This is a genomic window from Nocardioides sp. (assembly GCF_044226305.1).
In the GTDB taxonomy this organism is placed as follows: Bacteria; Actinomycetota; Actinomycetes; order Propionibacteriales; family Nocardioidaceae; genus Nocardioides.
Window position 1 is genome coordinate 198,084 of sequence record NZ_JBGAHF010000001.1, and the last position, 12,126, is coordinate 210,209.

General features: G+C 72.6%; 10 protein-coding genes. 4 read left to right on the plus strand and 6 right to left on the minus strand.

Annotation, left to right across the window (positions count from 1 at the left end; genetic code table 11):
* Positions 1-156: 156 nt before the first annotated feature.
* Positions 157-771, plus strand: a complete 615-nt coding sequence (locus ACILQ5_RS01025; RefSeq protein WP_395656100.1) for a LysM peptidoglycan-binding domain-containing protein — start codon at positions 157-159, stop codon at positions 769-771.
* A complete protein-coding gene (locus ACILQ5_RS01030; RefSeq protein ID WP_395656101.1) occupies positions 768-1,292 on the plus strand; it encodes an Rv3235 family protein in 525 nt (174 codons plus the stop codon). Before ACILQ5_RS01025 ends, ACILQ5_RS01030 begins: the two co-directional genes overlap by 4 nt.
* A 140-nt stretch (positions 1,293-1,432) precedes the next feature.
* Here ACILQ5_RS01030 and ACILQ5_RS01035 read toward each other — a convergent pair whose 3' ends face one another.
* Both ACILQ5_RS01035 and secA read right to left on the minus strand, forming a co-directional pair.
* The gene (locus tag ACILQ5_RS01035; RefSeq protein ID WP_395656102.1) at positions 1,433-3,589 is read right to left on the minus strand and encodes a glycoside hydrolase family 3 C-terminal domain-containing protein; all 2,157 of its coding nucleotides are present in this window, start codon (positions 3,587-3,589) and stop codon (positions 1,433-1,435) included.
* A gap of 80 nt (positions 3,590-3,669) precedes the next feature.
* Entirely contained in the window at positions 3,670-6,492 is a 2,823-nt protein-coding gene (secA, locus tag ACILQ5_RS01040; protein WP_395656103.1) for a preprotein translocase subunit SecA, read from the minus strand.
* A 150-nt stretch (positions 6,493-6,642) separates the two neighbouring features.
* Here secA and ACILQ5_RS01045 point away from each other — a divergent pair, with 150 nt between their 5' ends.
* Both ACILQ5_RS01045 and ACILQ5_RS01050 read left to right on the plus strand, forming a co-directional pair.
* A complete protein-coding gene (locus tag ACILQ5_RS01045; protein WP_395656104.1) occupies positions 6,643-7,230 on the plus strand; it encodes a TetR/AcrR family transcriptional regulator in 588 nt (195 codons plus the stop codon).
* 23 nt (positions 7,231-7,253) lie between these two features.
* On the plus strand, positions 7,254-8,363 hold the full coding sequence (locus ACILQ5_RS01050) for a glycosyltransferase (protein ID WP_395656105.1): 1,110 nt from the start codon (positions 7,254-7,256) through the stop codon (positions 8,361-8,363).
* On the opposite strand, the gene ACILQ5_RS01055 is transcribed toward ACILQ5_RS01050, so the two are convergent.
* From ACILQ5_RS01055 to ACILQ5_RS01070, 4 genes are all read right to left on the minus strand, one after another.
* The gene (locus tag ACILQ5_RS01055) at positions 8,317-9,513 is read right to left on the minus strand and encodes a winged helix-turn-helix domain-containing protein (protein ID WP_395656106.1); all 1,197 of its coding nucleotides are present in this window, start codon (positions 9,511-9,513) and stop codon (positions 8,317-8,319) included. The two genes, ACILQ5_RS01050 and ACILQ5_RS01055, sit on opposite strands and share 47 nt — an antisense overlap.
* A 98-nt stretch (positions 9,514-9,611) precedes the next feature.
* The gene (locus ACILQ5_RS01060) at positions 9,612-10,295 is read right to left on the minus strand and encodes a response regulator (RefSeq protein WP_395656107.1); all 684 of its coding nucleotides are present in this window, start codon (positions 10,293-10,295) and stop codon (positions 9,612-9,614) included.
* Positions 10,296-10,410: 115 nt separating this feature from the next.
* Entirely contained in the window at positions 10,411-11,025 is a 615-nt protein-coding gene (gene hpf / locus ACILQ5_RS01065; RefSeq protein ID WP_395656108.1) for a ribosome hibernation-promoting factor, HPF/YfiA family, read from the minus strand.
* A 346-nt stretch (positions 11,026-11,371) separates the two neighbouring features.
* Positions 11,372-12,112 (minus strand): ComF family protein, encoded by a 741-nt coding sequence (locus ACILQ5_RS01070; protein WP_395656109.1) that lies wholly within the window; start codon positions 12,110-12,112, stop codon positions 11,372-11,374.
* Between the last annotated feature and the right edge of the window lie 14 nt (positions 12,113-12,126).

A 12,126-nucleotide genomic window follows, 5' to 3' on the forward strand; every position in this document is an offset into this window, starting at 1 on the left:
GCCTCCTTCGCTCGCGGCAGCAGTGTGGCGCCTCCGCCCGCCGCCCCACACCACCCGGACCGGGTGACCGCGCGCCTGTGGACGACCCGTTGACGATGCACGCAGAACAGCGCATCCTGAAGCAAACATACGCAAACACATGGATCGGTTCTCGGGATGCACGCTCCGCTCGTCCGCGCCCTCGCCGTCGGGGGCGCGACCGTCGCCGTCGCCGGCGGGCTGGCCACCTGGCTGGCCCCGGTCGCGCTGGCGCCGGGCACCGGCCTCGACGGCGAGCTGGTCCGGGGGTGCGCGGCGGTCGGCGCGGTCGCCGCCCTCTGGCTCGCCCTCGTCGCCACGGTCGTCACCGCCGAGGCCCTGGCGCCCGGGACGCCGCGGCTGCCGGGGGTCCCGGTCGTGCTGCGGCGGCTGCTGCTCACCGCCTGCGGTGCCGCGGTGGCGGCCGGACTGACGGCCCCCGCGGGCGCCGCGACCGGACGCCAGGACCCGCCACAGACGGCCGCGTCCGTGGTCGCCTCGGCGATCGCCGGGCTCCCGCTCCCCGACCGCCCGCACGGCGGCGTCACGTCGGCGCCTCGGCCGGACCCGGCGCCGCTCGTGACCGTGCGCCCCGGCGACACCCTCTGGGACCTCGCGGCCGAGCACCTCGGCGACGGCGCCCGCTGGACCGAGCTCTACGCCGCCAACCGGTCGGCGATCGGCGCCGACCCCGACCTGATCCGCCCCGCCGAGCGGCTGCGGATCCCTGCCCACCCGAAGGAGATCCGATGACCCACGACCAGCCCGGCCCGCGCGGGAACGTCGTCCCCCTGGTGCCCGCAGCGGTGGCCAGTGTGCAGGGCACCCTCGCGCTCGACCTGCAGCCGCGCTTCGACCCGCCCGAGCCCGTGGCCGCCCGGCACCAGCGGCCGGTCGCCGATGTGATCGCGATCGACGGACCGGTGCGTCGCCGGCTCGAGGAGTGGGCGGGCCGCTACGTCCAGGCGGCGGTCGAGATCGTCGGCGGCGACCGCCCGGTCAGCCAGCTGCTGCGCTGGACGTCCCGCGAGGTCTACGAGAACCTCGACCGGCGGGCCCAGCTCGTCGGCCGGGCCGGCCGGCACCAGCCGGGGCAGGGTCGGGTGCAGCCGGTCCGCCCACGGGTGGTCGGCGTGCACACCTGCTTCCTGGCCCGCGACCGGGTCGAGGTCAGCGCCCACGTCCGGTACGGCGAGCGCTCCCGTGCCGTCGCGGCCCGGTTCGTGCACACCTCCGACCAGCGCTGGTGCTGCACCGCCCTCGAGTTTGCTTGAGCAAGCGCACGGCCGAGCTCGCGAGGCCGTGACCGCGCATCGAGACCCGGTGAGCCGAGAGTCGGCGCCGGCCAGCGACACGTCGCCGCCTGTCGGCTTTCCGGGGTCTCGAGGCTCAGGCGCCAGGGCGCCTTCGCACCTCAACCACCGAGTACCACGTACGTCCGCAACGGCAGGTCGCGCGAGGAGGAGCCGACCGCGATCCCGTAGCGACCCGGGTCGACGGTCCAGCCCCGGTGCCAGTACGCGAAGGCGCGGCGGCCGAGGTGGACCGTCACCCGCCGGCTCGCGTCGGGGGCGAGCCTGACCTTCTCGAAGCCCTCGAGCCGCTTCGGCGGCTCGCCGGCCGAGGCGGGGAACGACACGTAGACCTGGGGAACCGCCGCCCCCGCCCGGTCACCGGTGTTGCGCACCCGGAAGCTGACGTCGGCGCCGGCACCGGTCCGCCGGACCGCGAGGTCGCGGAAGTCGAACGTGGTGTAGCCCAGTCCGTAGCCGAACGGGAAGAGCGGCCGGTCGCCGCGCGCGTCGTACCCGCGGTAGCCGACGAGCAGCCCCTCGTCGTAGGTCTCCCTCCCGTCGACGCCCGGGTAGGCCCGCTGCTCGAACGAGGCCTGCGCCTCGGACGCCGGGAAGGTCTGCGGAAGGCGGCCACCGGGCTCGGCGTCGCCGTACAGGACGTCGGCGAGGGCGTTGCCGTGCTGGAGGCCGCCGTACCACGGCACCAGGACGGCGCCCGCGTCCGGGAGCCAGGGCATCCGGACCGGCCCGCCGACGTCGAGGACGACGACGGTGCGCGGGTTGGCCGCGCTCGCCGCCGCGACCATCGCCTCCTGGTTGCCGGGGATGCTCGTGCAGAACACCGTGGCGCACGCCGCGGGACGCAGCCCGAGGTCGGGCCGGTCGCTGCCCTCGCTCGACCCGTCGGTCGCGACGACCACGACCTCGTCGGCCGCGGCGGCGGCGGCCTGCGCGTCGACGGTGCTCGAGCCCTCGACGTACACGACCCGATCACCGTGGGACCGGGCGGCGGCCGTGATGCCCTCGAGCGGGGAGACCTGGCGAGCGACCCCGGACCCGTGGGACGAGCCACCGCCGGAGGTGGCGCTCGAGGCACCGACCGGGTTCGCGGCCCACCCGATGACGGCGATCGTGCGACCGCCCTCCCCGTCGAACGGCAACAGGCCGCCGCGGTTCTTCAGCAGCACGGTGCCCGCGGCCGCGACCCGGCGGGCGAGCGCGGCGTGCGCCGTCGACACGTCGTCGAGGTACGGCGCCGGTCCGGGCTCGACCGGGTGGTCGAAGAGCCCGTGCTCGAACATGGGTCGCACGACGTCGTGCACCATGGCGCGGACCCGCGCCCAGGTGAGGGTGCCGTCGGCGAGCGCGGCCCGCAGGTTGTCGGCGGAGAAGTACTGCTGCGGCAGCGGGGAGGCGTGCATCTCGAGGTCCATGCCCGCCGTCGCGGCCGGGGCGGTCGAGTGCGTCGCGCCCCAGTCGGACACGACGAAGCCGTCGAAGCCCCAGTCGTGGCGCAGGTAGCCGGTCAGCAGGCGCCGGTTCTCGCACGCGTAGGCACCGCCGACGCGGTTGTAGGAGCACATCACCGAGCCGACGTCGGCCTGCCGCACGGCCGCCTCGAACGGCGGCAGGTAGATCTCGCGCCGGGTCCGCTCGTCGACCCGGACGTCGACGGTCATCCGGTCGGTCTCTTGGTCGTTGAAGGCGTAGTGCTTGGCACTGGCCAGCACCGGGTTGTCCTGGATGCCGCGGATGAACGCCGTCGCGCCGCGCGCGCTGAGGAGCGGGTCCTCCCCGAAGTACTCGAAGTTGCGCCCGTTGTACGGCGTCCGCGCGATGTTCATCCCCGGGCCGAGCAGCACGTTGATGCCCTTGGCGTGGGCCTCCTCCCCGATCGCGCGGCCGAGCCGCCGCTGGAGCGCCGGGTCCCAGGTGGACGCCTGGGCGACCCCCGACGGGAAGACCGTGGTGGCGACCTGGAGACCGGCGACCCCGGACCCGGCGTCGCTGAGCACGAGGTCGGGCACACAGATCTCCGGGATGCCGTCCACGTGGCCGGCGGTGCCGTAGAACGCGAACCACGGCGGGTCGCTGAAGGTCAGCATCCCCAGCGCCTGGTCCTCGGTCATCGCCGCCACCAGCTCGTCGGCCCGGTGGCTCGCCGAGTCGTGCGGGTCCATCCAGGCGGCGCACGGATCGGCCGCCTGCGCGGCGGGCACGGCGGGGGCGAGGTTCACCAGCGCCAGCCCGACGGCGGCGGTCAGGACGCGTCTCATGCACACCAAACGGCCCGCCGACGGCGGCGGTTACGCCGTCGGCAGCGGGCCGGGTGGTCGAGCGGGGTGGTCGAGCCGGGTCAGCTGACCCGGGCGGTCAGCCCGGTCGGGCCGCCGGGGCGGCCGTGGCACTGCTTGAACTTCTTGCCCGAGCCGCACGGGCACCGGTCGTTGCGACCGACGCCGGCGAACTCGTCGTCGGCCGAGGTGGCGCTGCTGGCGCGCACCTCCGCCGCGCCGTCCTCGCTGGGCGCGGAGTAGGACAGGTTCTGCGGCTGGTTCGGGCGGTCGAGACCCTTGGCCCGGATCTGCGGCGCCTCGCGCGGCTGGTCGCCGGCGGGGACGGCCTGTCGCATCGGCTCGAAGGCCTCGACCTCCTCCGCCTCCTCGACGTCCTCCTCCTCGACCTCGACCTGGACGTCGAGGTTGAACAGGAAGCCGACCGACTCCTCCTTGATGCCGTCCATCATCGCGGTGAACATGTCGAAGCCCTCGCGCTGGTACTCGACCAGCGGGTCACGCTGGGAGTACGCGCGCAGGTAGATGCCCTCGCGCAGGTAGTCCATCTCGTAGAGGTGCTCGCGCCACTTGCGGTCGAGGACCGAGAGGACGACGCGCCGCTCGAGCTCGCGCATCACGACCTCGCCGACCTCGGCCTCGCGGCGCTGGTAGGCCTCCTGGGCGTCGCGCTGCAGGGTCTCGACGAGCTCGTCGCGATCCAGGTCCGCGCGACTGCCGGCCTCCTTCTCGAGCTGCTTCCACTCCAGGCTGACGGGATAGATCTGACGCAGCGCGGTCCACAGGGCGTCGAGGTCCCACTGCTCGGGGAAGTCCTCGGTGGCACCGAGGACGTAGCCGCGGATGGTGTCGTCGATGAAACCGTGGATCTGGTCCTGCAGGTCCTTGCCCTCGAGCACCTCCCGACGCTCGGCGTAGATCACCTTGCGCTGGCGGTCCATGACGTCGTCGTACTTGAGGACGTTCTTGCGGGACTCGAAGTTCTGGGACTCGACCTGGCCCTGCGCGTTCGCGATCGCGCTGGTGACCCGCTTGTTCTCGATCGGGACGTCGTCGGGGATCTTCAGCACCTGGAGCACCCGGTCGACCCAGTCGGACTTGAACAGCCGCATCAGCTCGTCCTGCAGCGACAGGTAGAACCGGGACTCACCCGGGTCGCCCTGGCGTCCGGAGCGACCGCGCAGCTGGTTGTCGATCCGTCGCGACTCGTGCCGCTCGGTGCCGACGACGTAGAGGCCGCCGAGCTCGCGGACCTCGTCGTGCTCGTGGCCGACCTGCGCCTTGATCCGCTCGAGCGTCGTCGGCCACTCGGCCTCGTACTGCTCGGCGGTCTCGCCGGCGGGCTCGATCCCCTTCTTGCGCAGCTCGAGGTCGGCGAGGAACTCGACCGACCCACCGAGCATGATGTCGGTGCCTCGGCCGGCCATGTTGGTGGCGACCGTGACCGCGCCCTTGTGGCCAGCGAGCGCGACGATCTTCGCCTCGTCGGCGTGCATCTTCGCGTTCAGCACGGTGTGCGGGATGCCGCGCTTCTTCAGCTTCTCGGCCAGGTGCTCGGACTTCTCGACCGAGACCGTGCCGACCAGCACCGGCTGGCCCTTCTCGTTGCGCTCGGCGATGTCCTGCACGACCGCGTCGTACTTGGCCTCCTCGGTGCGGTAGACGAGGTCGGGCTGGTCGATGCGGGCCATCGGCTTGTTGGTCGGGATCTGGACGACGCCGAGGCTGTAGATCTTGTCGAACTCCGAGGCCTCGGTCATGGCCGTGCCGGTCATGCCCGAGAGCTTGTCGTACATGCGGAAGTAGTTCTGGAGCGTGATGGTGGCGAGGGTCTGGTACTCCTCGCGGACCTCGACGCCCTCCTTGGCCTCGATCGCCTGGTGGAGGCCGTCGTTGTAGCGGCGCCCGGCGAGCATCCGGCCGGTGTGCTCGTCCACGATCAGGACCTCGCCGTTCATCACGACGTACTCCTTGTCGTGGTGGAACAGCTCCTTGGCCTTGATCGAGTTGTGCATGAACGAGATCAGCGGCGTGTTGACCGAGTCGTAGAGGTTGTCGATCCCGAGGTGGTCCTCCACCTTGGTGATGCCGGGCTCGAGGACCGAGATCGTGCGCTTCTTCTCGTCGACCTCGTAGTCGACGTCACGCTCGAGCTTGCGGGCCACCCGCGCGAACTCGTCGTACCACTTGACCTCGTCCTGGGTCGGACCGCTGATGATCAGCGGGGTGCGCGCCTCGTCGATGAGGATCGAGTCGACCTCGTCGACGATCGCGAAGTGGTGGCCGCGCTGGACGCACTCCTCGATGGAGCCGGCCATGTTGTCGCGCAGGTAGTCGAAGCCGAGCTCGTTGTTGGTGCCGTAGGTGATGTCGCAGTTGTAGGCCACACGACGCTCGTCGGGGCGCATCTCGGGGAGGATCACGCCGACGGTGAGCCCGAGGAAGTGGTGGATGCGGCCCATCATCTCGGACTGGAACTTGGCCAGGTAGTCGTTGACGGTGACGACGTGGACGCCCTTGCCCTCGAGGGCGTTGAGGTACGCCGGCAGGGTGGAGACCAGGGTCTTGCCCTCACCGGTCTTCATCTCGGCGATGTTGCCGAGGTGCAGGGCGGCGCCGCCCATGACCTGGACGTCGAAGTGCCGCTGGCCGATGACGCGCTTGGCGGCCTCGCGGACGGTCGCGAACGCCTCGGGCATGAGGTCGTCGATGGACTCGCCACCCGCGAGGCGCTCGCGGAACTCGGCGGTCATGCCCTGGAGCTCGGTGTCGCTCATCGCGACGAAGTCGTCCTCGATGGCGTTGACCGCCTTCGCGATGGCCTCGAGCTGGCGCAGGGTCTTGCCCTCGCCGATGCGGAGGATCTTGTCGAGAATGGCAGGCACGTGAGTCGGACTCCCTGGAATTGGTGGCGGCGCCACTCTACCGAGCGCGCGAAGCGCGCCCTAACCGCGGCGACCGGCGGGGACCGGTCCAGTCATTCGCGTCAATGATGGTTGACACGAATCTTCACATTCGTGTCAACTGTGGTTGCCATGAAAACGACGCGCCGCTACACCATGACGACCCGGGCCGAGGCCGCCGAGCGCACCCGCGTGCGGATCCTCGACGCCGCGGTCGCCCTCGCCGACACCAAGCTGATCCCCGAGATCTCGCTCGACGACGTCGCGACCGCGGCCGGTGTCAGCGTGCAGACGGTGCTGCGCCGCTTCGAGAGCCGGGCTGGCCTGCTCGAGGCCGCCCGGGCGCACGCCCTCGCGGCCGTCCGCGACGAGCGCCGCACCCCGGTCGGCGACCTCGACGCCGCCGTCTCGGTGGTCGTCGACCACTACGAAAACCGCGGCGACGGGGTGGTGCTCATGCTCGCCCAGGAGCACGGCGACGAGACCATCCGCCAGGTGACGGCCGACGGTCGCACCCTCCACCGCACGTGGGTGGCGGAGACGTTCGCGCCGCACCTGCCCGACGACGTCGAGGGCGCCGACGCCCTGGTCGACCTGCTCGTGGTCGCCACCGACGTCTACACGTGGAAGCTGCTGCGGCGCGACCGCGGCCTCAGCCGCGTCCGCACCGAGGCGCGCATGCGGCAGCTGGTCCGCGCGCTCCTCCCGCACGCCCCCTGATCGGACCCTGATCGGAGCACGCCATGGCCCACTTCCTCTTCGTCACCTGGGACGGCGGCGGCAACGTGCCGCCGGCCGCCGCGCTCGCCCACGAGCTGGTCCGCCGCGGCCACACCGTGCGCTTCCTCGGGCACCCCTCGCAGCAGTCGGCCCTCGCCGCCGACGGCCTCGACGCCGTCGCCACCCGGCACGCCCGGCGGTTCGACTCCGCGCACGACTACACGCCGCTGACGATGATCCGCGTCTTCGGCGACCGGGGCACGGGCCGCGACCTGCTGGACGCGGTGGCCGCCGAGCCCACCGACCTGGTCGTGGTGGACGAGTTCCTGTTCGGGGCGCTCGACGCCGCGCGGCGGGCCGGGCTGCGGTACGCCGTGCTCGAGCACATGTACGACGCGGCGTACCGCTCCGGGATCCTCGGCGGGCCGATGGGCCTCAGCCTCCGGCTGCGCCGGTTCGCGCCACGTCAGGCGCTGGACGCCGCTGCCCTGCGGCTGCTCCTCACGCTGCCCGACCTCGACCCGGTCCCGGCGGCGCAGCACCGCCAGGTCGGCCCGGTCGTCCGCTGGTCGCCGCGCCAGGACGGCGAGCCGACCGTGGTCGTCGGGCTGAGCACGTTCGGCTACCCGGGCATGGCCGACGTCCTCGGACGACTCGTCGCCGCCACCGAGGGGCTCGACGCGCGGGTGCTCGTCTCCACCGGGCCGACCGTCGACCCCGCGACCGTGCCCACCCGGCCCGGCGTCGAGGTGCGCAGCTGGTTCCCGCACGCCGAGGTGCTGCCGACCGCGAGCGTGCTCGTGACCCACGGTGGCCACGGCTCGACGATGGCCGGGCTCGCCCACGACGTCCCGCTGCTGGTCGTGCCGCTGGACGCCAAGGCCGACCACCGCGTCGTCGCGCGGAGCATCGAGGCCGCGGGCGCCGGTCGGAGCGTGTCACGGAAGGCGTCGGTCGCCGAGCTGCACGGGGCGCTCGCGAGCCTGCTGGCCGACGGTCCGCACCGGGCGGCCGCCGCCCGGCTCGGCGCCGCCGTCCGGGCCACGGACGCGGTCCGCGACGGCGCGACCGCGCTCGAGGAGCTGGTCAGGGACGGAGCAGCGGAGCCAGGTCGCCGCGCGGCTCGACCGTGACCGAGGCGAGCCCCAGCCAGCCCGCGAGCCGGCGCAGCTCGGCCGCGAGCTCCTCGGCGGTGTCCTCGGGCGCACCCGGCTCGGCGTACGCGGCCCGGACCACCAGCCGACCGGCGCCGGCGTCGAACTGGCGGTCGGCCTTGAGGTCGACGCGGGCCACGATCGCGTCGCGGAGCAGGAACGGCAGCACGTAGTAGCCGTGCACCCGCTTCTCGGCCGGGACGTAGATCTCGATCCGGTAGTGGAAGTCGAACAGCGCCTCGGTGCGCGCCCGCTCCCACACGACCGGGTCGAAGGGGCTGAGCAGCGCCCGCCCGTCGACCCGGCGCGGCAGCCGGGCGTCGGCGTGGAGGTAGGCCGGGCGCCTCCAGCCGTCCACGGTGACCGGGACCAGCTCGCCCTCCTCGACCAGCTCGGCGACGGCGGCCGCGGTGTCGGCGACCGGCATCCGGTAGTAGTCGCGCAGGTCCTGGACGGTCGCCACGCCGTGCGAGCGGGCCGCGCGGCGCACCAGCTCACGGTTGGCCTCCGCGAGGGTCGGCGTCGGGCGGGCCAGGACCTCGGCGGGGACGACCCGTTCGGGCAGGTCGTAGCGGATCTCGAACTGGGTGTTGCGGCCCGCGATCGCCACCTCGCCCGTCATGTAGAGGAAGTCGAGGGTCTTGCGGGTCTCGGACCAGTTCCAGCCCCAGTGCTCCTTCGCGCGGGGCAGCCCGTCATCGAGGTCGCGCGCCGTCGCGGCACCGCGGTCCCGGATCTCGGCGAGCAGGTTGCGCTCGAGGTCGTGGTCGTCGGCGACGAACCCCCACTTGCCGCGCTTCGCCCGGTACGACGCCATCCGGTGCTGCATCACCGGCCAGAGCTCGACGGGCATGAACGCCTGCACGTGGGCCCAGTACTCGACGATCCGCCGCGGCCGCTTCTCCGCGGCGCGCCGCAGCAGCTCCACGTCGTACGGGCCCATCCGGGAGTAGAGCGGCATGTAGTGCGCGCGCTGGAGCACGTTCACCGAGTCGACCTGGAGCACGCCGGTGCGCTCCAGCGTGCGCTGCAGCGTGCGCATCGTCGGCGCGGCGTGCGGACGGTCGAGGAAGCCCTGGGCGGCGAGCGCGACCCGGCGGGCCTGCGGCAGGGACAGTCGGTCGGGCACGGGGGAACTCAACCAGACGGCGCCGACGGTGGTGGAGGTGCGAGCGCAGCGAGCCTCGAACCCACCGCATCCGGGGCGACCGCCGAAGGACGGGCCGGCTACGGCAGCTCGAGCAGCTTCTCGCGGACGGCGTACATGACGGCCTCCATGCGCGAGTGCAGCTGGAGCTTCTCCAGGATGTTGCGCACGTGGTTCTTGACCGTGTTCTCGCTGATGTAGAGCTCCTTGGCGATCTCACGGTTGTTCATGCCCTTGGCGACCAGCCGGAGCACCTCGAGCTCGCGCTCGGTGAGCCGGAGGCCGGGGACGTGGTCGCGCTCGGGGCGCGACATCTGCTTGAACTCGTCGATCAGCTTGACCGCCATGGACGGGCTGATCAGCGACTGGCCGTCGGCGACGACCCGCACCGCCTGCGCGACCTCCTCGATCGAGGAGTCCTTGAGGAGGTAGCCCGACGCGCCGCTCTTCACGGCCTCGTAGAGGTCGGCCTCCTCGTCGGAGACGGTGAGCATGATGATCTTGGTGGTCGGGACGGCGTCCTTGATCGCCAGGCACGCCTCGATCCCGGAGCGCTTGGGCATCCGGATGTCGAGGAGCACGACGTCCGGCGCGGCGGTCGCCGCGAGGGAGGTGCCCTCGACGCCATCGCCCGCCTCGCCGACCACCTCGATGCCCGGCTCGACCGCCAGCAGCATGGTCAGACCGCGGCGGAACAGCTCCTGGTCGTCGACCACGAGCACACGGATGGGCTCGTGCTCGGCATCGGTCGTCTGCTCGGCCACGGGGGCATCATGACACGTTCGGGTGACGCGCGGAGCCCTTCCGGACGGTACGGACGACAACGGGGTGGCCCGATCGGGCCCACCCCGCAGGGTCGAACGACGTGGGCTCGGACGCTCAGGCGTCCTCGCCGAGGTCGAGCGAGATCACGCCGTAGTCGTAGCCGCGACGGCGGTAGACCACCGAGGGCCGCTCGTTCTCCTTGTCCACGAACAGGTAGAAGTCGTGGCCCACGAGCTCCATCTCGTAGAGCGCCTGGTCCAGCGTCATCGGGTCCGCGGGGTGCGTCTTCTCGCGCACGACGAGCGGACCGTCACCGGTCACGTCGATCGGACCGACCACCCGGTCGGTGGTGGTCACCTCCTCCTCCTCGACACCCGCCGTGCCGGCGAGTGCCTGCCCCACGGACACCGGCGTGTGCCGGCCCCGGTGCACCCGGCGCCGGTCGGCGGCGCGGCGCATCTGGGCGGCCATCTTGTCGATGGCGAGGTCGAGCGCACCCATCTTGTCGGCTGCACACGCCTCGGCGCGGATCACCGGTCCCTTGGAGAGCGCCGTCAGCTGGAGCCGGACGGCGCGGTCCGCCTGCCGCGGGTTGCGTTCACACTCCACCTCCACGTTCACGCGGATGATGCGGTGGTCGTGCTTCTCCAACCTCGACAGCTTCTCCTCCACGTGACTGCGGAACCTGTCCGACAGTTCGCAGTGACGTCCGGTGACCACAACTTCCATGTGAACCTCCCGTTGCAACAGTTGGTTTCGCGACTCATCTGCTCCTCGGAGCAGCCAGAGGAGTCCGTCCGGCCGACCTGGTCTTCGACCCCACAACCGCCTGCTGAGGCTCTCGCAGCTTCTCTGCCACTACTGACCTTCTCCCGGCAGCCGTCGCATCTGGCGACGGCATCGGGGCAGGACTTACCACTAAGCCGCACCGTGATCCCACGACCTGCGCGAGCAGGCCGTGGTTACGTGGACCGTTTCGCCTGCGACTGGCATCGGCTTGCCGACCTCTCGTCCGGGAGGACCCGGGCGTCTGGACGACGCAACCACGGACCCGGACGGACTCCATGCAAAGACGTTAGTCCGTCCGTGGTGAGGACGAAAGGGGCCGGGGTCCTCCGATCCGCCGGGTGGCTGCGACGGCGGCCACCGCGGTCACCGCGAGCCCCACCGACTCGAGCGCGCGCTGGGCCTCCCGGGCCGTCGCCCCGGTCGTGATCACGTCGTCGCACACCACGACCCGGACCCGCTCCCGGCGTCGGGACAGCCGGCGCAGGCCGGCTGCCGGACAGCGCAGCGAGCCGTCCAGGTTGGCGGCCCGCGCCTCGGCCCCGAGCCCGGCCTGGTCCAGCAGCCCGGGCCGCGTCCGCAGCAGGGGTACGGCGAGCGCGTCGTACCCCTGCGTCCGCAGCAGCCGCGCCGCGCCGCGGGTGAGCGAGGCCGTCGGGTCGTGGCCGCGAGCGCGCACCGACGAGGGCCGCGACGGGACCGGCACGAGGACGAGGGCCTCCGTCGGCGGGGCGCCGGAGGGCAGCCCGGCGGCGACCGCCAGCGCCAGCAGCACGGACAGCGGCCGGCGCAGCGCGAGCACCCGGTGCTCCTTGTGCGCGAGCACCAGCGCCCGGACCGGGTCGGCGTACTCGCCGGCCGCCCACGGGGTCGCGAGGCCGGCCGGCGCGGGGGTCGGCCAGGAGAGCCGCGGGCGCGTCGGCAGCCCGGCGGCGCACGGCTCGCACAGCGCCCGGCCCGCCGCCCCGCAGGCGGCGCAGCAGCCCCCGAGCAGCAGGTCGAGCGCCGCGTCCAGCAGTTCCCGACTCACCTGGCGATGCCAGC